22 protein-coding genes and 1 pseudogene are annotated in these 23,270 nt (G+C 67.1%); 16 read left to right on the top strand and 7 right to left on the bottom strand.

What is annotated here, in order from left to right:
- Positions 1 to 317: 317 nt before the first annotated feature.
- Positions 318 to 2,324, bottom strand: a complete 2,007-nt coding sequence (locus IP83_RS18470) for a TonB-dependent siderophore receptor (RefSeq protein ID WP_054123704.1) — start codon at positions 2,322 to 2,324, stop codon at positions 318 to 320.
- Between the two features lie 148 nt (positions 2,325 to 2,472).
- Here IP83_RS18470 and IP83_RS18465 point away from each other — a divergent pair, with 148 nt between their 5' ends.
- From IP83_RS18465 to IP83_RS18455, 3 genes are all read left to right on the top strand, one after another.
- On the top strand, positions 2,473 to 3,246 hold the full coding sequence (locus IP83_RS18465; RefSeq protein WP_082364841.1) for a thioredoxin family protein: 774 nt from the start codon (positions 2,473 to 2,475) through the stop codon (positions 3,244 to 3,246).
- Between the two features lie 97 nt (positions 3,247 to 3,343).
- Positions 3,344 to 4,465, top strand: coding sequence for a pyridoxal-dependent decarboxylase (locus tag IP83_RS18460; RefSeq protein WP_054123703.1), 1,122 nt, complete (start codon positions 3,344 to 3,346; stop codon positions 4,463 to 4,465).
- Positions 4,462 to 5,169 (top strand): GNAT family N-acetyltransferase, encoded by a 708-nt coding sequence (locus IP83_RS18455; RefSeq protein ID WP_054123702.1) that lies wholly within the window; start codon positions 4,462 to 4,464, stop codon positions 5,167 to 5,169. The genes IP83_RS18460 and IP83_RS18455 overlap by 4 nt, the downstream gene beginning before the upstream one ends.
- Here the strand turns inward: IP83_RS18455 and IP83_RS18450 are convergent.
- Both IP83_RS18450 and IP83_RS18445 read right to left on the bottom strand, forming a co-directional pair.
- The gene (locus IP83_RS18450) at positions 5,064 to 5,504 is read right to left on the bottom strand and encodes a MarR family winged helix-turn-helix transcriptional regulator (RefSeq protein ID WP_054123701.1); all 441 of its coding nucleotides are present in this window, start codon (positions 5,502 to 5,504) and stop codon (positions 5,064 to 5,066) included. The genes IP83_RS18455 and IP83_RS18450 overlap by 106 nt on opposite strands.
- 87 nt (positions 5,505 to 5,591) lie before the next feature.
- A complete protein-coding gene (locus IP83_RS18445; RefSeq protein WP_054123700.1) occupies positions 5,592 to 7,331 on the bottom strand; it encodes a cation:proton antiporter in 1,740 nt (579 codons plus the stop codon).
- 167 nt (positions 7,332 to 7,498) lie between these two features.
- Between IP83_RS18445 and IP83_RS18440 the strand changes: the two genes are divergently transcribed.
- Entirely contained in the window at positions 7,499 to 7,795 is a 297-nt protein-coding gene (locus IP83_RS18440; RefSeq protein WP_054123699.1) for a hypothetical protein, read from the top strand.
- Positions 7,796 to 7,833: 38 nt separating this feature from the next.
- On the opposite strand, the gene IP83_RS18435 is transcribed toward IP83_RS18440, so the two are convergent.
- Positions 7,834 to 8,286 carry a PaaI family thioesterase gene (locus IP83_RS18435; RefSeq protein ID WP_054123698.1) on the bottom strand — a complete coding sequence of 151 codons (453 nt, stop codon included), beginning with the start codon at positions 8,284 to 8,286 and terminating at the stop codon, positions 7,834 to 7,836.
- Positions 8,287 to 8,452: 166 nt separating this feature from the next.
- Here IP83_RS18435 and IP83_RS18430 point away from each other — a divergent pair, with 166 nt between their 5' ends.
- The 5 genes from IP83_RS18430 to katG all read left to right on the top strand — a co-directional run bounded on the left by IP83_RS18430 (position 8,453) and on the right by katG (position 13,399).
- On the top strand, positions 8,453 to 8,764 hold the full coding sequence (locus tag IP83_RS18430) for a septum formation initiator family protein (protein ID WP_054123697.1): 312 nt from the start codon (positions 8,453 to 8,455) through the stop codon (positions 8,762 to 8,764).
- Between the two features lie 46 nt (positions 8,765 to 8,810).
- Positions 8,811 to 9,440: a GTP cyclohydrolase I FolE gene (folE, locus tag IP83_RS18425; protein ID WP_054123696.1), complete on the top strand. Its 630-nt coding sequence runs from the start codon at positions 8,811 to 8,813 to the stop codon at positions 9,438 to 9,440.
- Positions 9,441 to 9,463: 23 nt separating this feature from the next.
- On the top strand, positions 9,464 to 10,333 hold the full coding sequence (locus IP83_RS18420) for a S9 family peptidase (RefSeq protein WP_231625129.1): 870 nt from the start codon (positions 9,464 to 9,466) through the stop codon (positions 10,331 to 10,333).
- 2 nt (positions 10,334 to 10,335) lie between these two features.
- Positions 10,336 to 11,082: a TorF family putative porin gene (locus tag IP83_RS18415; RefSeq protein ID WP_231625128.1), complete on the top strand. Its 747-nt coding sequence runs from the start codon at positions 10,336 to 10,338 to the stop codon at positions 11,080 to 11,082.
- 133 nt (positions 11,083 to 11,215) lie between these two features.
- Complete coding sequence (katG, locus tag IP83_RS18410; protein WP_054123694.1) at positions 11,216 to 13,399, top strand: catalase/peroxidase HPI; 2,184 nt, start codon at positions 11,216 to 11,218, stop codon at positions 13,397 to 13,399.
- On the opposite strand, the gene IP83_RS18405 is transcribed toward katG, so the two are convergent.
- The 3 genes from IP83_RS18405 to IP83_RS18395 all read right to left on the bottom strand — a co-directional run bounded on the left by IP83_RS18405 (position 13,400) and on the right by IP83_RS18395 (position 15,723).
- Entirely contained in the window at positions 13,400 to 14,086 is a 687-nt protein-coding gene (locus IP83_RS18405) for a hypothetical protein (protein ID WP_231625127.1), read from the bottom strand. It abuts the gene before it with no gap.
- Between the two features lie 6 nt (positions 14,087 to 14,092).
- Complete coding sequence (locus tag IP83_RS18400) at positions 14,093 to 15,094, bottom strand: sterol desaturase family protein (protein ID WP_054123692.1); 1,002 nt, start codon at positions 15,092 to 15,094, stop codon at positions 14,093 to 14,095.
- A 149-nt stretch (positions 15,095 to 15,243) separates the two neighbouring features.
- Positions 15,244 to 15,723 (bottom strand): peroxiredoxin, encoded by a 480-nt coding sequence (locus IP83_RS18395; RefSeq protein ID WP_054123691.1) that lies wholly within the window; start codon positions 15,721 to 15,723, stop codon positions 15,244 to 15,246.
- 207 nt (positions 15,724 to 15,930) lie between these two features.
- Between IP83_RS18395 and IP83_RS20760 the strand changes: the two genes are divergently transcribed.
- From IP83_RS20760 to IP83_RS18360, 7 genes and pseudogenes are all read left to right on the top strand, one after another.
- Positions 15,931 to 16,419, top strand: a complete 489-nt coding sequence (locus IP83_RS20760) for a hypothetical protein (RefSeq protein WP_197274446.1) — start codon at positions 15,931 to 15,933, stop codon at positions 16,417 to 16,419.
- A 135-nt stretch (positions 16,420 to 16,554) separates the two neighbouring features.
- Positions 16,555 to 17,964 carry an adenosylhomocysteinase gene (gene ahcY, locus IP83_RS18385; RefSeq protein WP_054123689.1) on the top strand — a complete coding sequence of 470 codons (1,410 nt, stop codon included), beginning with the start codon at positions 16,555 to 16,557 and terminating at the stop codon, positions 17,962 to 17,964.
- Between the two features lie 128 nt (positions 17,965 to 18,092).
- Complete coding sequence (locus tag IP83_RS18380) at positions 18,093 to 20,453, top strand: PAS domain-containing sensor histidine kinase (RefSeq protein WP_054123688.1); 2,361 nt, start codon at positions 18,093 to 18,095, stop codon at positions 20,451 to 20,453.
- Positions 20,450 to 20,899, top strand: coding sequence for a tRNA (adenosine(37)-N6)-threonylcarbamoyltransferase complex ATPase subunit type 1 TsaE (gene tsaE / locus IP83_RS18375; protein ID WP_054123687.1), 450 nt, complete (start codon positions 20,450 to 20,452; stop codon positions 20,897 to 20,899). The genes IP83_RS18380 and tsaE overlap by 4 nt, the downstream gene beginning before the upstream one ends.
- On the top strand, positions 20,890 to 21,888 hold the full coding sequence (locus tag IP83_RS18370) for an aminoglycoside phosphotransferase family protein (protein ID WP_054123686.1): 999 nt from the start codon (positions 20,890 to 20,892) through the stop codon (positions 21,886 to 21,888). The genes tsaE and IP83_RS18370 overlap by 10 nt, the downstream gene beginning before the upstream one ends.
- Positions 21,885 to 22,604, top strand: coding sequence for a nucleotidyltransferase family protein (locus IP83_RS18365; RefSeq protein WP_054123685.1), 720 nt, complete (start codon positions 21,885 to 21,887; stop codon positions 22,602 to 22,604). The genes IP83_RS18370 and IP83_RS18365 overlap by 4 nt, the downstream gene beginning before the upstream one ends.
- Positions 22,597 to 23,270, top strand: a pseudogene (locus tag IP83_RS18360) (double-strand break repair protein AddB); the annotation flags it as partial. The gene IP83_RS18365 and the pseudogene IP83_RS18360, both read left to right, overlap by 8 nt.

Raw genomic sequence — 23,270 nt, 5'->3', positions numbered from 1 at the left:
GAACCGATGTCTCTGACCAGCCCCAGCGTTGCGGCAATTGTTGAACGAGCGGCAGCCCCGGCTTTTCGGTTCTCAGAACCTGCCCGTCCGGCCGGTCAGCAACTTGGGACTTTGATGGGACTAGCGGCAAGCATCAACAACGGCCGGTTTAAAGGTAATCCGTCCAACGCGTCGAGTGCCGACATTTGGGGTGCCTAGCTGCCAGGCCGCTTCGGCGCGTCCCATCAGCAGCATCTGTCAGGAGCAGACGTTCGCGTTGGCTGATCTGAGCGACCGTGTTTTGTCGCAACCAGCCACCCGCCCCCAATCAACTCCCCCTACCGGAACGCCACCTTCACACCGCCCCAGATCGTACGGGGGGTGCCGAGATCGATCGAGCCGCCGGAATTGCGGGTCACCACCAGTTCGCCCGACAGGTTTTCGCCGCGCAGGACGAGGCTGAAGGGGCCGATGATGCGTGTCTCGGCATAGACGTCGAGCGTGGTCGCGGGGGGGAGAATGTCGGTTTCGAGGTCGTCCTCATATTGCGCGCCGGTGTGGCGCAGGGTGAGGGCGAGCGTGGTGCGGGGCGAGGGGCGCCAGGCGGCGGTGGCGGTGGCGGCGTAACGTGGGGTCTGGGCGGGGCGCTTGCCGTCGAGCGCGGTGCCGGGGGCTTCGACCTGCGCGTCGGTATAGGCGAAGGAGCCGCTGAGCGAGAAGGCGCCCACCTTGGCTTCGGCGCCGAGTTCGATGCCCCGGGCGTGGACGGCGTCGACATTCTGCCGTTCGCGCACGTTGGTGGCGATGGTGACGTTGGCGATGGCGTGGCGGACCTTGTTGTCGAAGGCGGTGGCGGAGACGCTGAGGCCGGGCGCGGGGCGCCAGTCGATCCCGCCTTCGAAGCCGCGCAGGCGTTCGTTCTCCAGCGCGGGATTGGCGCGGGTGACGATGGGGAACACGGTGAACGAGCGGTAGAGCTCGTTGAGCGTGGGCTGCCGGAGGCCGGTATAGGCCGAGCCGCGCAGCGAGACGCCGCCGCCGAGCGCCACCACCGCGCCGCCGCGGAAGCTGCCGGTCCAGCCTGCGCGGTCCGGATAGAGCGTGGTCGTGGTCGTGCCGCCGCGGGGCGTTTGTTCGAACAGGCCGCTGCGGTTGGACCAGCGGTCGGCGCGGGCACCTGCGGTGAGGATCACCGGGCCGAGGGTCCAGTCGTCCTCGATGAAGAGGCCGAGATCGCGGTTGGTGCCGCCGGCGCGGCGCTGGCCGGAGATGCGGCCGGCGGTGTAGACGTCTTCCTGCGTTTGCCCTTCGGCATAGCGCCAATCGGCGCCGAAGCGCAGGACGTGGGCCTTGCCGAGGGGCGGGCGCAGTTCGAGCTTGCCGCCGATGCCGGTGGAGGGCGTGGCGCGCTGGTCGAGCGTGGGGAGGAAGGTGCGCGCGCTGATCACGACGTTGTTGAAATCGCGGCTCTGGACATAGGCCAGCGCATCGAACTTCCACGCGCCGCGGCCGACGAGGCGGAGGCTGGCGTCCTGTCCGCTGGCGGCAGTATCGGCACCGGCAAAGCGCAAGGTGCGGGCGTCGTTGAAGGCGGCGACGCGGGCTTGCAGTTCGATGTCGCTGGTCAGCGGGGCGACGGCGCGCACGCTGGCGGACCAGCTTTCATAGCGGGCGCGGACGCTGGAGGGGACGCGCTGGTCAGCAGGGGTGGTCCAGAAGCCTTGGCCGCGATCCCAGCGGCCTGCGGCGACGAGATAGCCCGCACCGAGCCTGGGGGCGAGCGTGGCGGAAAGCTCGGTCTCGCCGCGATCATCGACGAGGGCGCGGCCGTTCAGCAGGCCGAGCTGATCGGGGCCCGCGCTGGTGAGGTCGATCGTGCCCGCCACCGCACCGGCCCCGAACGCGCCCGAGCCGCCGCCGCGCGTGACGCGTGCGGATGCGAGGCGTTCGGGCGCGAGGGCGGAAAGGGGGACATAGCCGAAGAAGGGATCGGCCATCGGCACGCCGTCGAGCAGCAGCAAGGTGCGGCTCGTGGCATTGCCGCCGAGCGCGCGCAGGGTGATGCCTTGGGCGGAGGGGTTGGAGGCGCGGCTGTCCGAGCGGCGGAACTGCTGGAAGCCGGCGGCGGCGGAGAGCGCGTCCTCGAGGCGGCCCGAAGCGGCGACGGCGAGGCGGTCCGCGTCGATATCCTGCACGTTGTAAGCCACGGCAGCGGGGGCGGCATCGAGGCCGCGTCCGGTGACGACGATCTGGTCCGGCGCGGCTTCGTCGGCGCGGGCGAGCGAAGGCAGGGAAGCACCGGCGAGCAAGGCGATCAGGGCGATTTGGCGAAGACGGCTGTGCACGGTGCGATTGGCTTTCGTTCGAATAGGGCGGGTCTGGCCGTTGCCGCGGCGTGCCCCGCTGTCAAGTGGGCGGCAGGGCAGGCGTTGTAACCGGTGCAAGGCGGCGCGCGAACTGGCTGGCAACTCGAAGCATCCAGAAAGCCCCTTGATGTCGCGCTCGCCTTCCTCCCTCCGCCTCCTTGCGGCGATTGCCCTGCCGCTGGGCCTTGCCGGTTCGGCGCTGCTTGCCGACCATTTCCTGACCAACGATGCCAAGGCAAGCGCCCCGGCAGCACCGCGCGCGGTTGCCGCCGCGACACCTGCCGCGCCGGTGCTCGTGGAACTGTACCAGAGCGAGGGTTGCTCCAGCTGCCCGCCTGCCGAGGCCTATCTCAACGGGATTGCGGGGCGCGCCAATGTGATCCCGCTCGCCTTCGAGGTGACGTACTGGGATTACCTGGGCTGGAAGGACAAGTTCGCCAGCCCGGCCTATACCCAGCGCCAGCGCGATTTTGCGGCGCGTTCGGTGAGCCACGAAGTCGCCACGCCGCAGTTCTGGATCAACGGTTCGCAGAGCGTGACCGGCGCCAATCCGCGCGGGGTGGAAGCCGCGATTGCTTCGGCGCGTTCGTCGGCGCCGGTGCCGAGCGTGGGCGCGGACAGCGTTTCGATTGGCAAGGGTGCAGCGCCGGCCCGGCCCGCCGACGTGTGGCTGGTGCGCTATGACCCGCGCACGATCGATGTGCCGATCAAGGCTGGCGAGAACGGCGGGCGCACCTTGCCGCACAAGAACCTGGTGCGCGAGCTGACCAAGCTCGGCACGTGGAACGGCGGCGCGGCACGCTTTGCCTATGCGCCCGCGAGCGGGGGCTTGCGCAATGCGGTGTTCCTGCAGGACGGCCGCGGCGGCGCGGTGCTGAGCGCGGGGACCGACGCGCGGTAGGGTCGCCAAGCCTCGCTACTGATAGGCCAAGGAATTGTGCCTGCCCGAGGCCGGGCGGCTGAGGCAGGGTCCTGCTTCGACCGCAGCGAGGCAGGCCATGATCGATCTTCCCCAGACCCTTCCGCAGACCGGGATCGGCGAGGAGGCGGCGCTTGCGCTGCTTGGCGGGGCGGCGATGGACCGCCGTGCCGATCTCGCCGCGCCCGATGTGCTGGCGCATATGGACCCGCCTTCATCGGACGTTGCGGCGCGGATGGCTTATCTGGTCGCGCAGGCGAACCAGAACCTGCTGCACCCGGCGACAAGCCCGTTCGCGACCGAAGCCGAAGCGCTGGTGCTGGGCTGGATCGTGCCGACCTACGGCATGGCGTGGGGCCAGTTCTGCAGCGGATCGACACTCGCCAATCTCACCGCGCTGTGGGCGGCGCGCGAGGCCGGTGCGCGAAAGGTCGTCGCGTCGGCGGAAGCGCATATCTCGGTGCCCAAGGCGGCGCGCATTCTGGGCATGGACTACCACGCGGTGCCGGTGGGCGAAGAGGGCAGGCTGATTCGGGACGCGCTGCCGGATCTCGCGGATGCCGCGCTTGTGCTCACCGCCGGAACCACGGGGCGCGGCGCGATCGACGAGCTCTCGCCGCTGCCGGCCAAATGGCTGCATGTCGATGCCGCGTGGGCGGGTCCCTTGCAGTTCACAAAGTACCGCGACCGGCTCGCCGGGATCGCGGCGGCGGACAGCATCGCGATTTCCGCGCACAAGTGGTTCTTCCAGCCCAAGGGCGCGGCGCTGGCGCTGTTTCGCGATGTCGACGCAAAGGCATCGATCACGTCCACTTCGTCCTACCTCGCCCGGCCGAACAGCGGGGTGGAGGGGACGCGCAGCGCGGCGGCGCTGCCGCTGCTGGCGACGCTGCTCGCGTGGGGGCAGGCGGGACTTGCCGAGCGGATCGAGCGCTGCATGGCAATCGCGGAGGACCTGGCGCAGCGTCTGGACGCCGATCCGCGCACCGAAGTGAAGCAGGCGCCGGAGAGCGGCGTGCTCAACTGGCGGCCTGTTCAGGCGGATCCGGCGGCCGTCATCGCCGCGCTGGAGGGCACGAGTTCGGCCTTCACGATCGGCGAAGGCCTCTGGGTGCGGCAGGTCGCGGCCAATCCCCACGCCGAGGTCGATGCGATCTGGTCGCGCATTGACGCGGCGCTGGCTATGGGGACTGCGCCATGACCCTGCTTCCCGGCACCGACCATATCGAGACCGAACGGCTGCTGCTGCGCCGGATGGATGAGCGCGACCTTGCGTTCATGATCGGGGTGCATGCCGATCCGGTGGTGGCGCGCTATCTCGGGACGGGGAATGCGCGCACGCCCGCCGAGACCGAGCAGTGGTTTGCCGATGTGCTGGAGAGCTATGCCATCGCCAGCCTCGGGCCGCTGATCGTGACGCGCAAGGCCGATGGCAAGCGGCTCGGGCGTTCGGGGCTCAGCGACGGGGTGCTGGAGCTGCAACCGGAGCCGGGGCGCTTGCGGCGCATGTGGTTCTTCCGCAAGCAGGTGCCGGAGGGCGTCGCTTTTGAGATGCAGCCCGAGCTGGGCTATACGTTCGCGCGGGAGAACTGGGGGCAGGGCTATGCCAGTGAAGCGGCGCGGGCGGTTTCGGACTATGCGCGCAGCCAGCTTGATCATCCGGCGATCATGTCGGTGATCCACCCGGATAACGTGGCCTCGCGTTCGGTCGCGCTCAAGTTCGGCGTGCGCCATGCCGATGATGTCGAGATGGCTGGGCGGACCTATCAGCGGTTTCTCTGGCCCGGCTTCGGTGCTGATCAGGCGCTGGCGGGTTCGGCCAGCGGCGCAAGCAGCCGGGCCAGCGCGGCGCGGTCTTCCTCTCCGACGCGGGCGCCGAGCGCTTCCTCGATCGCTTCGGCATAGACCGGCCACATGGCGGCGCGCATGGCGAGGCCTTCGATCGTCAGCTTGAGGGTGTGGCCGCGGGCGTCATCGGGGCAGGGGGTGCGTTCGAGGAGGCCCGCCTTCACCATGCGGTCGAGCAGGCGCGACAGGGCATATTGCTCGAGCCCGAGGGCTGCCTGCAGATCCCGCGGACGCCGGGCACCGCCGCGCTCGAGCGCGAGCAACACATCATACCACTCGGGCGGCGGCAGGCCCAGCTTGCGCAAGGTATCGGCGCAGTGCCGGCTGGCGAGGTCGGCGGCGCGGAGCAGGCGGGTCCACGCGAGGAGTGTGGTGGCGGCGGGCATGACCATGGCGGGCGGCGCTTTCCATGCAATTGCATGGGGAAGTTGATGCACTCGCATGGAAAAGTCCATGCAAGTGCAACTACTTACGGTCCGCTACCCGCCGGTCTCCTGCGGCTCGGGGCCGGTGAGCATCTGCTCGCGCGCGGCGCGCGGGTCGCCGGTTTCGAGCTGGCGGTCGAGCCGGGTGGTGTCGCGCAGGCGGAACAGGGCTTCGGCGCGGGTGATCGCCTCGTTGCTGAGCCCGGCATTGTCGAGCGCGGCAGAGGCCATGGCGATGGCGGATTCGAGCGTTTCGCGCACGAACAGCGTGACCGGGGCATCGCGCAGCTTGATGACGGCGCGGCGATCGAAGGCGCGGACATAGACGGCGGCGCGCGGGAAGGCTTCGTGGACGGCGGCAAGCATCGGCGTGTCGAGCTGGTCGCCGTCGATGCAGAACAGGATCATTTCGGCGTCGGCGGCGCCGGCCTGCCGGAGCATGTCGATCCTTGTGCCGTCGCCGAAATAGACCTTGGCGCCGAACGTGCCCGCGACGTCGATCATCTCGACATCGGTGTCGATCAGGGTGACGCTGATGCCGGCGGCCTGCAGGACTTGGCCGACGGCCTGCCCGAAGCGGCCATAGCCGACGATGAGGGCATTGGCGCCGTCGTTGCTCGGCCCCTCGCGCGTCCCCTGCGGGGCGGCATTGGGATCGGCGCGGAAGCGGCGGGTGGCCATCATGAGGAACGGCGTGGTCGCCATCGAGAGCGTGACGACTGCGCCGAACAGGCTGGCAGCCTCGGGCGCGATGAGGAGGGCATGGCTCGCCTGCGCGAACAGCACGAAGCCGAACTCGCCGCCCTGGCTGAGCAGCAGGCCGAGCGCCAGCGCGCCGCGCCATGGCACGCCGAACAGCCGCGCGAGGGCGAACATGACCGCGGCCTTCACCGTGATCAGCATGAGCGCCATCGAGATGACGAAAACCGGATCGCGGGCGATCGCGCCGAGATCGAGCAGCATGCCGACCGAGAGGAAGAAGAGGCCGAGCAGGATCGAGCGGAACGGTTCGACATCGGCTTCGAGTTCGTGGCGGTAGGGGCTGTCGGCCAGCATGACGCCCGCGATGAAGGCGCCGAGGGCAGTCGAGAGGCCGAGGAATTCCATCACGGCTCCTGCGGCCATGACAGTGAACAGCGCGGCGACGATGAACATCTCGCGCTCGCCGAGATTGCCGATCAGGCGGAACAGCGGGCGGATGAGGAAACGCCCGGCAGCAACCAGCCCGGCAATCGCCCCGACCGTTTCCAGCGCGAGGAGCCAGCCCGGCGGGCCGCCGACGTCCGCCGGATTGCGGCTGAGCGCGGCGATGATCGTGATCAGCGGGATGATCGAGAGATCCTGGAACAGCAGGATCGAGAAGGCGCGCTCGCCGAAGCGCGTCTTGAGACGGCCGGAGGACTGCAGCATCGGCAGCACCTGCGCGGTGGAGGAAAGCGCCAGCGGCAGGCCCAGCGCGAGCGCGGCGGCGGGGGAAAAGCTCGTCGTCAGCATGATCGCGCCCGCGAGGGCGAGGCCGGAGATCGTGACCTGCAGCAGGCCGAAGCCGAGAATGTCGCGCTTCATCTTCCACAGCTTGCTGGGATCGAGTTCCAGCCCGACAAGGAACAGCAGCAGCGTTATGCCGAGTTCGGCAAAGCCCAGCTTCTGCTCCGCATCGCCGACCATGCCGAGGACGAAGGGGCCGAGCACCGCGCCGGCGATGAGATAGCCCAAGGTCGCGCCGAGGCCGAGGCGGCGGAACAGCAGCACGAAGGCGAGCGCGAAGCCGAGCAGCAGGAAGCCGTCGTGCATGATGGAGGCGGGATGGGGACCAGATACTTGGGGAGTCACGTGACGGTTGTCAGGCCTCGCGCCGCCGAGGTCAACCGTGCTCGGTAACCGCCAAGGCGGATCAATCCTATTGACACCAATGTAGACAGCATGGTTCCTTCCCATCCGAACCACAAAGGGAGAGTTCCATGTCCGTTGCCGGCAAGTATGAATGCGTGACCCGTTCGCCGATGGGTGATCAGACCTCGATCCTGACTGTCGAGGTGGATGGAGCCAGCTTCAGCGGCAGCAATTCGGGGCCGATGGGCAATATGGAAATCACCGGCGGGACGGTCGATGGGAACACGATCAGCTGGTCGAGCAACATTACCGTGCCGATGCCGATGAAGCTCGATTGCACAGCGACGATTGATGGGGATTCGCTGAACGGCACGGTGACGGCCGGCATGTTCGGCAGCTTCCCGATGACGGGCAAGCGCATCTGAATGACGTGCGGGGGAGGTTTGCGCCTCCCCCGTTTGCCTCAGCGCGCGGTGATGCGCTTGAAGGTGCCGGAGAAGGCCATTGCCGCCTCTCCGTCTGCGGTGATCAGGCCGCGCGCGAAGACGAGGCTGCGACCCGCGCGGATCACTTCGCCGCGGGCTTCGAGTAATTGTCCGGCGCGGGCCGGGCCGACAAATTCCGAATTGAACGTGACGGTGACCCCGCTCATTTCCTCGCCGGTGGCGCTTGCGATCATGAACAACGAAAAATCGCCGAACGTCATCAGGCAGCCGCCGTGGATGCTGCCGTGTGCGTTGCAGTTCTTGGCGCGCGGGCGGAAACCTGTGACCACGCCCTGTTCGTCGCGGCGGACGTAGAAGGGGCCGACATCGTCTTCGAACGGATCGGCGCCCGACCAGTGATACCAGCCCGCCCACTCCGGATCGGCAGCTGGTTCGAGTTTGCCGGTGAAGGGCGGCGTGTCGGTCGTCATGCTTTCGGCTCGTCTCTCTCGCGTTTGCGGATGCCCTAGAACAGGATGCGGGCCGCGGGAAGGCACCCGCGTCCAGCCTGCGGAACAGCGCACCTCGTAAACATCCTGTACCAAGATTGCACTTTTCCGGTTGTATCGGCTGGGCAAGTGTGATTCTGTCGTTTTGATGAAACGCCGCCGGTCATCCCTCAAGCTGCCTCGCGAGAGCATGGCGCAGAGCTTTGCGCTCGTTGCGCTGCTGCTGCTTGGCGCAGTGGCGCTGGCGGGGCCTAGCGGCGTGCTTGCCTGGACCGAGAATGCCCGACTTCTCGAACAGCGGCAGGCAGAGGTGAAACAGCTTCTGGCCGAGCGCGACCGGCTGCGCAACCGTGTCGCGCTGCTTGACCCGCGCCATGCCGATCCCGATCTGGTCGGCGAACTGCTGCGGTCCGATCTCAATGTGGCGCATCCGGACGAGATCGTCATCCAGCGCAAGTGATGCCGCGCGGCATCGGACACGCGATCCTTACGGAGCTCCGCTTACCATGACCGTCCACCACGGGCACGATGACGACGACTTCGGCGAAGACGAACTTGGCGGGGACGGCAAGATCATCGTTCCCGATCATGTGCAGGACGCGATCCGCACGCTGATCCGCTGGTCGGGCGATGATCCGGACCGCGAAGGCCTGCTCGATACGCCGCGCCGCGTGGCGCGGGCGTGGAAGGAATATTGCCAGGGCTATGGCGAGGACCCCGCTTCGCACCTTGCCCGGCAGTTCGAGGAAGTGGGCGGGTACAACGAGCTGGTGCTGCTGAAGGACATCCCGTTCCAGTCGCACTGCGAGCACCACATGGCGCCGATCATCGGCAAGGCGGCGATCGCCTATCTGCCGCGGCACAAGGTGGTGGGGATTTCCAAGCTCGCGCGCGTGCTCAACGCCTATGCGCGGCGGCTGCAGATCCAGGAGCGGCTGACCGCGGAAGTCGCCACCTGCATCTGGGACAACCTCAAGCCGCACGGCGTGGCGGTGGTGATCGAGGCACAGCACGGCTGCATGACCGGGCGCGGGGTGCGCACGCCGGGCGTCGGCATGGTGACGAGCCGGCTGATGGGCACGTTCCTCGAGGACAATCGCAGCCGCAAGGAAGTTCTCAGCCTGATGGGCTATTGATGGGGAGAGGATCTGTGCGGACCATGCGGGAATTTGCGAAGCTGGCCGCAGCGTCGCTTGCTCTTGCGGCGCCGATGGCTTCGGCGGCACCGGCCATCCCGCCCGCGATCTACACCGATCCTCCGGTTGATGCGGCGCATCCGGCGCGGATGGAAGTGTTCCATATTCCGAGCGGCGGAGTGGAGATCAACGGGGTCGGTTATCTGGCGGCAGGAGCAGGGCCGCATCCAACGGTGGTGATCTGCCATGGCTTGCCGGGTAATGAGAAGAACCTCGATCTGGCGCAGGCGCTGCGGCGGCGGGGCTGGAACGCGATCACCTTCAACTATCGCGGCTCGTGGGGCAGCCCCGGCACGTACCGGTTCGGGCAGAACCCGGAGGATGCGCGGGCGGTGCTGGCCTTTCTGCGCGCCAATGCCACACGCTATGGCATCGACACCCAGCGCATGGCGATGGTGGGGCACTCGATGGGCGGGTGGGTGACGGCGATGGCGGGCGCGGAGGAGCCGGACTTGCGCGCCCTGGTCCTCTATTCGGCGGCGAATATGGGCAAGAAGGGGCAGCTTTCGCAAGGCGACCGGGCCAAGCTGATCGCCGAGAACAGCGAGACGCTGAACAGTTCGGCGCAGGCGCTGGTCGACGAACTTGGCGCCCATGCGGCCGAGTGGGATTTCGTGAGGCGGGCGGCCGCACTCAGCGCCGCACCGCTGCTTGTGTTGACCTCCAATGACGGACTTGCCGCCGACGGTGACGAACTTGTCGCAGCGGTGCGCAAGGTGGGCGGGACCAGGGTCCGGACGGCGCATGTCGCAACCGATCATGGCTGGTCCGATCGCCGCATCGATCTGGAAGCGCGGGTGATCCGCTTCCTCGAACCGCTGCTGGCGAAGTGACGGTGCTGGTCAAGCGAGGCCGCGCGCTGATCATGCTGGCGGGAGCTTTGCTGCTCCTGCCGACCGACAGGGCGTGGGCGCAGTCGGTCGATGGAGGCGTTGAAGCGGCCAGCGACGAAGTGCGCGCCGGGATCAGCTGGAGCGGGGCGCGCGCTTCGGTTTCGGCTGACGGGCGACTCGATCTTGGCCCGCTCGATGCTTCCGTGCGCGTGGCGGCGCTGCGGGGGGCTGCGCGCCATGGCGGGGCGGACGCAGTCGCCGATGTGGCGGTGGGGCGCGATTGGGCGCTGGGCGCGGTGACCTTGCGGACCGAGGTGGTCGGCCATGTATTTGCCGGCGCTTCGCAGCGGATGGACTTTGCCGAACTGGTGGTGGGGGCGCGGTATGGCCTTGGCCCGCTGCGCGTGGCGGCGACGGCGTGGTATGCGACGCGCCAGAGCACCATCGGCGGCGACAACCTGCATTTGCGGGTGGGCGCGGATGCCGGATTGCCGGGGCTGCCGCTCACCGTGCTGGCGAGTGTGGGCTATTCGACCGGAAGCGGCAATGACCCCCGCGCGGCGCGGCTCAGGCCCGGCGGCGACTATGCCGACTGGAAGCTGGGCGCGGAATACACGCGCTGGCCGCTGACGTTCGGGCTGGACTATGTGGGCAACAGCATCGCGGCGGAGCGGATCCGTGCGACGCCGTTTGCGGATGCTGGCAGTGTGGGAGACCGGGTTGTCGCGCGGGTCCGGTTTGCCTTTTGATTGAGTGGTTCAGTCGATCATTGATCCAGCTTTTATAGTCAAATCCGATCACTGAAATGCGGTTTACTCGCTTCCGCCCCTAAGCACCTGGGCGTAGTTTTGTTCCATCGACAACGCGATGGAGTCTCTCCCCATGAACATGCAGACCGGTGACGCAGCGAGTGGTTGCCCGGTTCACAAGGGCGCCGCGCGCGCCCTGCTGGGCCGTACGAACAAGGACTGGTGGCCCGAGGCGCTGCCGGTCGACATTCTCCATCAGGGCGGCGTTTCGCCCAATCCGTCGGCCCCCGGCTTCGACTATGCCGAGGCGTTCAAGGCGCTCGACTATGCGGCGCTGAAGGCCGATCTGACCGCGCTGATGACCGACAGCCAGGACTGGTGGCCGGCGGACTATGGCCACTATGGCCCGTTCTTCATCCGCATGGCGTGGCATGCGGCAGGTACCTATCGCACGGCGGACGGCCGTGGCGGCGCGAACAGCGGGCAGCAGCGCTTTGCCCCGCTCAATTCGTGGCCCGACAACGGCAACCTCGACAAGGCGCGGCGGCTGCTCTGGCCGATCAAGGCGAAGTACGGGAAGCACATCTCGTGGGCGGACCTGTTCGTGCTGGCGGGCAATGTCGCGATCGAATCGATGGGCGGGCCGGTGTTCGGCTTCGGCGGCGGCCGGGCGGATGTCTACGAGCCCGAGCGCGATATCTACTGGGGCCAGGAGACGAAGTGGGTCGATGCCGAGGAAACGCGCATCCAGCCCGACAAGCAGCTGGACCTCGAGGAGCCGCTCGCGGCGATCCAGATGGGGCTGATCTATGTGAACCCTGAAGGGCCGGGCGGCGTGCCCGATCCGCTCGCTTCGGCGCGCGACATCAAGATCACCTTCGCGCGCATGGCAATGAACCTTGAGGAGACGGCGGCGCTGACGGCGGGCGGCCACACTTTCGGCAAGGCACACGGTGCGGGCGATGCCGCGCTGGTCGGCCCGGCGCCTGAGGGCGCGGACATCACCGCGCAAGGGTTCGGGTGGCTGAGCACGCATGGCAGCGGCAAGGGCGGCGATGCGATCACCAGCGGCATCGAAGGCGCGTGGGTGAACACGCCGACCCAATGGTCGGGCAACTACTTCCGCCTGCTGCTCGATTACGAATACGAGCTGGTCCGCTCGCCCGCCGGGGCGCACCAATGGCAGCCTATCGGCCAGCGCGAGGAGGATATGGCCCCGGCGGCGCATGATCCTTCGCAGCGCGTGCCGACGATGATGACGACGGCGGACATGGCGCTGAAGGTCGATCCGGAATTTCGCGCCATCTCCGAGAAGTTCCGCAACGATCACGAGGCGTTCAAGGATGCCTTCGCCCGCGCGTGGTTCAAGCTGACCCACCGCGACATGGGGCCCAAGGCGCGCTACCTCGGTCCGGATGTTCCGGCGGAAGACCTGATCTGGCAGGATCCGGTTCCGGCGGGGCGGATGCCGCTCGAAGGCGAGATCGCGGCGTTCAAGGCGGCGATCCTTGGCGCGGGGCTTGCTCCTGCGGCGCTGATCAAGGCGGCGTGGGCTTCGGCCTCGACGTATCGGCGGACCGACCATCGCGGCGGTGCTAACGGTGCGCGTATTCGTCTGGCGCCGCAGAAGGACTGGGCGGTGAACGATCCGGCGGAACTGGCTCAGGTGCTCGGGGTGATCGAGAGCCTGCGCGGGAACCTTTCGGTCGCGGATGCCGTGGTGCTGGCGGGTACGGCGGCGGTCGAGGCGGCGGCGAAGGCGGGCGGCTATGACGGTGTGGTGCCGTTCACCGGCGGTCGCGGCGATGCCAGCGCGGAATGGACCGATGCCGAGAGCTTTGCGGTGCTGGAGCCGCGTGCTGACGGGTTTCGCAACTACCTTGCGGCCAAGCATTCGGTGAAGACCGAGGAGCTGCTCATCGACCGGGCCTCTCTGCTCGGCCTTTCGGCGCCAGAAATGGCGGTGCTGGTGGCGGGGCTGCGCGTGCTCGGCGCCAATCAGGGCGGCAGCGATCTGGGTGTGTTCACGGACCGCGTCGGGGTGCTTTCCAACGACTTCTTCGTCAATCTGCTCGACATGGGCACGGCGTGGAGCGCGGTGGAGGGCTCGGGCGAGGAGCTCTTCGTCGGGCGCGACCGGAAGACCGGCGAGGTTAAGTGGCGGGCAAGCCGGGCGGATCTCGTGTTCGGATCGAACAGCCAGCTGCGCGCGGTGGCGGAAGTCTATGCCGAGGCGGGCGGGAACGAGAAGTTCGCGGCCGACTTCATCAAGGCCTGGACCAAGGTGATGAACGCGGACCGCTTCGATCTGGCCTGATCAGCCTGCCAGGGTACGCTGGAACAGCCGCCTGATCAGCCACGGCTCGAGCAGGCGGCCCAGCACATAGAGCGCCGCGAAAATGCCGGCGAAGACATAGGCGGTGATGGGCGAGAACCCTTCGTTCTCCTCATCATCGCCTTTCTTCTTGACTTTCGTGTCCTTCTTTTCGTCTTGCGGTTTTTCCGGAGCCGGCGCGCCAAGGAACTTGTCGACGGGGTTGAGCTTGATCTCACCCATCTTGTCCTTCTTCGCCTTTTCCTTGGCGATTTCCTCCGGCGTGGGCTTGTCGAGCGTGCCGAGAAAGACGGTCAGCTGGCTGATCGCGAGGAACAGCAGCGGCGCGAGGAAGCAGTAGAGCAGCGCGCGGCTGACGAGGTGGTAACGCAGCACCGGGCTGTGCTCGCCGGGCTCGATGCGCAAGGTGCCGCTGTCGACCACCGAGAGCGGATCCTGCGCCAGCTGGTCGCGCTTGGTGACCATGACCACATCGCCCATGCGCGCGTGGGTGGTGCCGGCGTGCGCAAAGAGCGGATCGAGCCGCGCGAAGGCTTCATCAGGGGCAAGATCGGCAGGGAGGGGCACTTCACCCCGGATGTGCCAGATCCATTGCACGAGGCGCAGGATCGCAGGCGTTTCGGCGGGGGCGGGGAGGGTTTCCATGCCGGAGGCGCTCAGCGAGGTCACGCCGCCCTATTCCGCCGGAACCGCGGTGGGGTGATCACCGAACATCGGCTCGCGGACCCCGCGCTCCTTCCACGCCTTCCAGCCTTCGGTGAAGGGATAGAGCATCTGCTCGCGGATCGACATGCGGCGGCCGCCTTCCATGCCGAGCAGCTCCGCCTCGCCATCGATGCAGGTGCCGAACATCCGGTCGATCACGATGAACCAGTTGCTGTAATTGCTGCGGGTCGATTCGAAATCCTGCGAGTGGTGCAGGCTGTGGTGCTCGGTCGTGTTGAACAGGAAGCGCCACCAGCGCGGGCTGTCAAACCGCACGTTGATGTGCTGGTACGCGCCGATCGACATGCTGATGGCGCCCGCAAGCAGAAACGCGCGGGGCAGGAAATCGAACAGGCCGCCGATGCCGAGGCCGATCAGGAACAGCTCGAGCGGATTGCCGACCGCGCCTTTGTGGACGTTGAGCTGGGTGATATAGTGGTGCACCGAATGCGGCAGCCACAGCGGGTACCAGTTGTGCATCCCGCGATGCATCCAGTACTGGCCGAGATCGAAGATGAACAGGCTGAGCAGGGCCTGCACCAGCAGCGGCAGCCCGGTGAACCACGCGAACTTGTCGAAATCGAACGTGCTCTGGAGCGCTTCGATGATCGCGTCGCTGCCGATGTAGTTTTCGACCAGCTGGACGCAGGTAGCGGATATGCCGACGTAGAACAGGTCGGTCGCCAGTTCCTTCCATGTGATCTGCCACGACTTGTGGCGCGGGTTCACGAATTCGAGGATCTGGAGGAAAATGCGAAAGCCGATGCCGATGGCGATGGCGGTCGAGAACTTCGCGATCGAGTTGGGTGCATAGTACCAGAACGCGATCATGCCGAAGAGGACGGCGGGCTGGAACCAGGTGAAGAACAGGCGCTTGAAGGTGCCGCCTTCAACTTTCGGAATATTCTCCCAGCCGATGGTGACGGGCGACTGGGTCCCGACAATCCGCTTTCCGACTCGAATACCGTCCATCACGCGTCCCCATGGTGCGGTGCAGCGAGGGGAGGATGGCAAATATTTGACAGTCGTCAAGTCCGCAAACGCAGGGTTTTGGGGCAATTCACGCCGCAGCGCCGCCGAGTATGCGCTGCGCTGCGGCGTGAGTATTACGATTTATTACGTCACAGGTTCTCGAGCACATACTCGGCCGAGGAGACCTTGAAGTCGCCCGGGGCTTCGACATGAAGCTGTTCGACGGTGCCGTCGTTGACAACCATCGCGAAACGCTGGCCGCGGATGCCGAGGCCGAAGCCGGTGCCGTCCATGGTGAGGCCGAGCGCCTTGGCGAAATCACCGTTGCCGTCCGCGAGCATGGTGACGTCGGCCGAACCGGCGGCGGCGCCCCACGCCTTCATTACGAAGGGATCGTTGACCGCAGTGCAGGCGATCTCGTCCACGCCCTTGGCACGGATTTCGTCGGCCTTTTCGACGAAGCCCGGCAGGTGCTTGGCCGAGCAGGTGGGGGTGAAGGCGCCCGGAACCGAGAACAGCGCGACGCGCTTGCCGGCAAAGTATTCAGCGGACTGCACCGCATCGATGCCTTCGGCCGTGGCTTTCACCAGCTTCACGTCAGGCAGCTTGTCTCCAACCGCAATCGTCATTTCAGGTTCCTTTCTCTGCATGGGAATGCCCGGCCGGATATAGACCGCAAGCGTGACAGCACAACCACCGCGCGCCGCATTTCGGTGCGCCAGCAAGGCAGGCCGAAGCGTGCTGGCCCCGATGAGCGCTCCTTGCACTTTTTTGCGAACCGCTCCGCCCCGACCCGGCGTTCAACACAGCAGGACGGGTTTTACGGAGTGGGTGGAATGTTCAGGACTGCAATCCCCTTTATCGCCGGAGTGGCGCTGCTGGTGTCTTCGGCGGCGCAGGCGGCCACGCCTTGCTTTGCACCGACGATTGCGCACGCGGCGAAGTATCAGCAGCTCGACATCATGCTGATGGTCAATTCGCTGCGCTGCCGCACGACGGCGGACGATTTTCAGGCCGACTACGACACCTTCCGGAGCGCGCACCGCGCCGAGATGGGGCAGAAGATCGCGGCTGTGCTCACCGCGTTCAGCCAGCGCGGCACGGCAGCGCAGGCTCGGGCTGAGCTCGAGCAGGCCCGCACTGTCATGGCGAACCGCGCCGCGCAGCCTACGGCGATGTCCTGCGCGGACTTGCGGCAACTGACCATCATGCTGGCCGCCGCGCCCGAGGACAAGGTCGCCTATGCCGCCGACGTGCTGCTTGTCGGCACGCTTGCGGTCGAAGTCTGCCCGTTGGAACTGGCGGAGGCGGCGCTGGCGCGGTGAGGTGTCCTCGCGGCGTGATATAAAGACTTCTTTATATCCGGATTGCGTATTGGCGAGAGGCCCGCTAAGGGGACGGCATCGGGGCCGTCCTTCCGGCGGACCTGTTCGTTTGACTGCAATCTTGGAGACTGCCTCGTGGCCAGCGTGCTTGAAGCCCAGAAGGACTATGTGATCGCCGATATCGGCCTGGCCGACTTCGGGCGCGCCGAAATCAGGATCGCCGAGACCGAAATGCCCGGCCTGATGGCGCTGCGCGAGGAATTCGGTCCGTCGCAGCCGCTCAAGGGCGCGCGCATCACCGGCTCGCTCCACATGACGATCCAGACCGCCGTGCTGATCGAGACGCTGGTGGCGCTCGGCGCCGAAGTGCGCTGGGCGACCTGCAACATCTTCTCGACGCAGGATCACGCTGCCGCCGCGATTGCCGCGGCCGGTATCCCGGTCTTCGCGATCAAGGGCGAGAGCCTGGCGGAATACTGGGACTATGTCGGCTCGATCTTCGACTGGGGTGACGACGTGACCGCCAACATGATCCTCGACGACGGCGGCGATGCCACGATGTTCGCGCTGTGGGGCGCGCGCGTGGAGGCGGGCGAGAAGCTGTTCGAGCCGAGCAACGCCGAGGAAATCGAGTTTGTCCGCGCGCTCACCGCGTTCCTCAAGAAGAAGCCCGGCTACCTCACGCAGTCGGTGAAGGCCATCAAGGGCGTCTCGGAAGAGACCACCACAGGCGTCCACCGGCTCTACCAGATCGCCAAGGACGGCAAGCTGCCGTTCCCCGCGATCAACGTGAACGATTCGGTGACCAAGTCGAAGTTCGACAACCTCTATGGCTGCAAGGAATCGCTGGTTGACGCGATCCGCCGCGCGACCGACGTGATGCTGGCCGGCAAGGTCGCCTGCGTCGCGGGCTTCGGCGATGTCGGCAAGGGTTCGGCCGCTTCGCTGCGCCAGGGCGGCGCGCGCGTGATGGTGACGGAGATCGATCCGATCTGCGCGCTGCAGGCGGCGATGGAAGGCTATGAAGTTGTCACCATGGAAGAAGCGGTCAAGCGCTGCGACATCTTCGTGACCGCGACCGGCAACGAGGACGTGATCACCGCCGACCACATGAAGGCGATGAAGCCGATGTCGATCGTGTGCAACATCGGCCACTTCGACAGCGAGATCCAGATCGCCGCCCTCTCGAACTACAAGTGGACCGAAGTGAAGCCGGGCACCGATCTTGTCGAGTTCCCCGATGGCAAGCAGATCATCGTGCTCGCCAAGGGCCGCCTCGTGAACCTGGGCTGCGCCACCGGTCACCCGAGCTTCGTGATGAGCGCCAGCTTCACCAACCAGACGCTCGCGCAGATCGAGCTGTTCACCAAGAGCGAGCAGTACAAGAACGAAGTCTACGTGCTGCCCAAGCACCTCGACGAGAAGGTGGCGGCGCTGCACCTTGCCAAGCTGGGCGTGCAGCTTTCGAAGCTTTCGGAAAAGCAGGCCAGCTACATCGGCGTTTCGGCCGAAGGTCCGTTCAAGCCGGATCACTACCGCTATTGAGCCTTCGCCCGCTGCGCCAGGCATAACAAGGCCCGCGTGGAAGCGCGGGCCTTTTTCGTGGGGCGATCCCACAGCTTGTGCCGCGCGGCGCATTGTAATTTGCAGCGTCGCCCCCTAGCCAAGCAGCGATGGTCCTGCCGCCGTTTGCCCTTGTTCTCATTGCGCTGGTGCTCGCCGCCTGGACGCTGGGCGCGGCTTGGGCGGTGCTTGCCGCGCGGGGGCGGCTCGCGCGGGCCGAGGCGACGCAGCGACTTGCCAGACGGCTCTCGCGGATGATCGAGGAAGCCCCGGCGCTTCCGCTGCTGGTGCGCGCCGACGGGCGAATCGAAGGGCCTGCGCGGCTTGCGGGCTGGTTTGGCCTCGATGCGATGCCGGGGTTCCTCAGCGAGATCGATGCGGGCGAGAAGGGGCTGGATGAGGTCCAGCTCTCGCAGCTGAGCGATGCGGTGCGCCGGGCGCAGAAGACGGGTGCGCCATTCGAGCTGGCGCTGACCCCGCGCGGCGGCAAGCGCAGCCTCGGCGCGCGGGGGCATCTGGCCGATCCGCAAGTCTCGCCGGGCGGCGCGGCGCTGGTGTGGTTCTTCGACTTTACCGACAGCGCCAATGAACTGCGCAAGCTGCGCGCCGAAGCGGCTTCGGCGCGGGCCGATTTCGTGGCACTGGCCGGGCTGATCGAGGCGGCGCCGCTGCCGATGTGGTTCCGCGGGCCGGACATGGCGCTGCGGCTTGTCAACAGCGCCTATGTCAAGGCGGTGGGTGCGACGAGCGCGGCGGATGTCGTGGCGACGGGCACCGAGCTGATCGAGCCGGTCGAGGGCGTCAGCGCAGCCAAGATCGCGCAGCAGGTCTATAGCCGCCGTCTGCCGATGGAGCGGGTCGTTTCGGCCACGATCGGCGGGCAGCGCCGCTCGATCCGCGTTTCCGACTTGCCGCTGGGCGAGGATGGGGTGGCAGGTTACGCTGTCGATACCGAGGAAATGGAGGAGCTGCAGCGCCAGTTCCGCCGTTTCCGCGAGGCGCAGCGCGAGATGCTCGATACGCTTTCCGCCGGCATCGCGCAGTTTGACGAGAAGCGGAACCTTGTTTTCGCGAACCAGCCGTTCCTGCGCATTTTCAGTGTGCCGCAGGCCTGGGTGGTCGATACGCCGCCGTTCGACCGGGTGCTCGACCGCATGCGCGACAGCGCGCGCCTGCCCGAAGTGCGGGACTTTCCGGAATGGCGGCGCGAGCGGCAAGGCTGGTTCCTCAGCCGCGAGCCGCGGGAGGAATCGTGGCATCTGGGCGATGGTACGCATCTGCGCGTGATCGGGCAGCCGATGCCGGACGGCGGCCTGCTGATGATCTTCGAAGACCGCACCGAGCAGCTGCAGCTTTCCGCAACACGCGACACGCTGCTGCGCACGCGGACGGCGACATTCGACAACCTGTTCGAATCGCTCGCGGTGTTCGGCCCCGACGGCCGTCTGCAGCTGTGGAACCGGCGTTTTGTCAGCGAATTGGGGCTGGAGGAGGAGTTCCTCGGGACCCATCCCCGCGCCGACGCGCTGCTCGGCCGGATCGCCAAGTTGCTCAAGCGCCCGGCGCAAGTGAGCACAATCGGGCAGGTGATCCAGGCCGCCACATTGGAGCGCAAGCAGCAGAGCGGGCGCATCCTGCTGGCGGATGGCCGCTCGTTCGCGATTGCCGGAGTGCCGCTGCCCGATGGCAATGGCCTGCTGACGGTGCTCGACATAACCGACAGCGAAAAGGCCGAAGCGGCGCTGCGCGAGCGCAATGCCGCACTGGTGGAAGCGGACGCGGTGAAGACGCGCTTCATTGCCAACATGAGCTATGAATTCCGCACGCCGCTCACGTCGATCGGCGGGTTCGCGGAACTGCTGCAGAGCGGGATCGCGGGAGAATTGACTCCGCAGGCGCAGGAGTATGTCGGTGCCATTCTCGCCTCCGTCGAACGGCTTGGCGAGCAGATCGAGAACGTGCTCGACCTCTCGCAGAGCGAGGCTGGCACGCTGCCGCTGGCTGCCGAGGCGGTCGATCTGTTTGCGCTGCTGAGCGATGTCGTGCGCGAGCGGGCGGAGCGGCTGAGCGAGGCCGGGATTTCGCTCGATCTGCGCGGCTCTTCGGCCATCGGCAACGCAACGGGAGACCGCAAGCGGCTGCGGCGCCTGTTTGGCCAGCTGATCGACAACGCGATCGCCGCGACGCCCAAGGGTGGGCGCATTCTTGTCGAGGCATCGCGCCGCAAGAGTGGCAAGAGCGGCAAGGGCACGCTGCAGGTCGTCGTTTCGGACAATGGCGTGGGCATGGACCCGGCGCAGCTGGCCCGCGCGCTGGAGGGGCTGAAGATCAGCGCCGATGGCCGTTCGGTCGAACGGCGCGGCGGGGTCGGCCTGCCCTTGGTGCGCCAGCTGGTGGCGGCGCATGGCGGGACGTTCGAGCTCCTGTCTGAGAAAGGCGAGGGAACAAGCGCGATGGTGACGCTGCCATGATCATTCCGCTGCCCGATCTTGCGGCGACCGATGCCCTGGCCAAGCGCATTGCCGGTCTGCTGCATCCCGGTGACGTGATTGCGCTGAGCGGCGGTCTTGGTGCGGGAAAGACGACCCTGGCGCGCGCGATCATTGCTGCGCTGGGGTATGCCGGCGAAGTGCCGAGCCCGAGCTTTGCGATCATCGAGGTCTACGATCCGCCCGCGCTGCGGCTGCGGGTGGTCCATGCTGACTTCTACCGGCTCGAAGACCCGGAGGAAGTCGCCGAGCTGGGGCTTGACGACTACCGCGCGGATGCCGTGCTGATCGCCGAATGGCCCGAGCATGCGGGCGGTTTCACGCATGAACCGGCGTGCCTGTCGATAAGGCTGGAAATCCTCGAAAACGAGCGCAGCGCCATTGTGGAAGCCGGTCCGGATTGGCTAGAGCGCAGAGGATGGACGTGACCCTGACTGCAAGCGCCCTGCCAGAAGGCGCGCATCCGTTTCTATCCGCCGCGGGCTGGGACACCGCGGTGGTCGAGCCGATCCCCGGCGATGCCTCGGCGCGCCGCTATTTCCGCCTGCGCCGCCCGGGTGCAACCGCGATGCTGATGCACGCGCCGCCGCCGGGAGAGGACCCCGAACCGTTCCTGCGCGCGGCTCGCTGGCTCGATGGCAACGGCATGCGCGCGCCGCAGATCTACGCCGAAGAAACGGCCAAGGGCTTTGTCCTGCTGCAGGATTTCGGCGAAGTGCGCATGCGCGAGTATGTCGACGCCTGGCCGCAGGACGAGCGCGAGGTCTATACCCATGCGGTCGAGGCGCTGCTGCAGCTGCACCGCCTGCCGCCGGGGCCGTTCACGGCCTATTCGCTGGCGGAGTACCAGCGCGAGGCGCGGCTCTTCGTCGAGTGGTACTGCCCGGTGCAGGGCCTCGGTGTCGATCTGGCCGGGTGGACCCAGGCGTGGGAGCAAGTGCTGGGCCAGTTGCTCGCCCGCCAGCGGCCCGGCGTGACAGTGCTGCGCGACTACCACGCCGAGAACATCATGCTCGATGGCGGCCTCGACAAGCAGGGCCTGCTCGATTTTCAGGACGCGCTGGTCGGGCATGCAGCCTATGATCTCGTCTCGCTGCTGCAGGATGCGCGGCGCGATGTCGATCCGGCGCTCGAGCTTGCGATGCTGGAGCACTACATCGCGGCGAGCGGCGCGGACACCCATTTCGCCGAGGACTACGCGCGGCTCGGGGCGCAGCGCAACGCCAAGATCGTCGGCATTTTCGTGCGGCTGTGGCAGCGCGACGGCAAGCCGCGCTACCTCGATTACATCCCGCGCGTCTGGGCCCTGCTGGAGCGCGATCTGGCGCATCCGGCGCTCGCCCCGGTGGCGCGCTGGTTCGATGCCAATGTGCCCGATGATCTGCGCGAAAAGCTTGGCGGGACGTTCAACGCATGACGAAGCTCGCAAGCGACGTCGCGATGGTGCTGGCTGCCGGGATCGGCAAGCGGATGCGCCCGCTGACCGCGACGCGGCCCAAGCCTTTGGTGCGTGTCAATGGCCGGGCGCTGATCGATCACAGCCTCGACAAGCTGGTCGAGGCCGGCGTTTCACGGGCGGTGGTCAATGTGCATTACCTGCCCGGCCAGATCGAGGCGCATCTGGCGCAGCGCAGCGCGCCGGTCACAGTCATCTCGGACGAGCGCGAGGCGCTCCTCGAAACGGGCGGGGGCCTGGTCAAGGCGCTGCCGCTCATCGATGCCGATCCGTTCTTCTGCCTCAACAGCGACAATGTCTGGCTCGATGGCCCGCAGAACGTGTTCGCCGCGCTGAGCGAGGCGTGGGACCCGGCCAAGATGGACGCGCTGCTGCTGCTGGTGAACCATGCGCGGGCGTTCAACTACAACGGGCGGGGGGATTTTCATCTCGATCCGATGGGCCGGATCACGCGGCGCAAGCCGGGCCGGGTCGCGCCGTTCATCTATACCGGCATCCAGATCGTTTCGCAGCGGCTGCTGCGCGAGGCGCCGGAAGGTGCGTTCTCGACCGGGGTGCTGTGGGATCGGGCTATCGCGGAAGGGCGGCTCTACGGCATTTCGCATTATGGCCAGTGGTTTGAAGTTGGTGCGCCCGAGATGATCGCGCCGACCGAAGCCGCCTTGCAGCGTGGCTGAGCGAAAACCGAGCATCTATTCGATTGCCGCCCATCGCGGCTTTGCCGACGCACTCGTGGCGGGGCTGATCCCGCGCTACCGCGAGGAAGGCTTTGGTCTGGCGCGGCTGACCTTGCTGCTGCCGACGCGGCGCGCGGTGCGGATCGTGACCGAGGCGTTTATCCGGGCGAGCGGTTCGGATGGCGGCCTGCTGCTGCCGCGCATGGCGGTTGTCGGCGATCTCGATCTCGACGAGACGCTGGGGCCGCTGCTCGATCCGCTGGGGCAGGGGTCCGACCTGCCACCTGCCGCCGATCCCGCCGCAAGGCTGCTGGCGCTGGCGGACATGCTGCGCAGCGATCCCGAAACGCGCACCACCTCCGCGCCGGGCCTGCTGCGGCAGGCGCGCAGCATCGCGCAGGCGATGGACCGGTTGGCGGTCGAGGACGTGGAACTTGAGGCGCTGCTCGATCCCGAGGTGGTCGGGCTGGTCGGTGAACTGGCCGGGCACTGGCAGCGCGGGACGGCGCAATTTGCGCGGTTGCTGGCGCGGTGGCGCGCGCGGTGCGAGGAGCGGGGCGAGATCGACGCGCCGGTGCGGCGGAATCGGTTGCTGGGCCATGTCGCCGAGCGTTGGCGGAGCGAGCCGCCGCCGTATCCGGTGGTCGCGGCGGGGGTGACATCAGC

The organism is Novosphingobium sp. AAP93 (assembly GCF_001296055.1).
In the GTDB taxonomy this organism is placed as follows: domain Bacteria; phylum Pseudomonadota; class Alphaproteobacteria; order Sphingomonadales; family Sphingomonadaceae; genus Novosphingobium.
The sequence above is the reverse complement of the archived record's forward strand: the minus strand, read 5'-3'. Positions and strand labels throughout refer to the sequence as shown.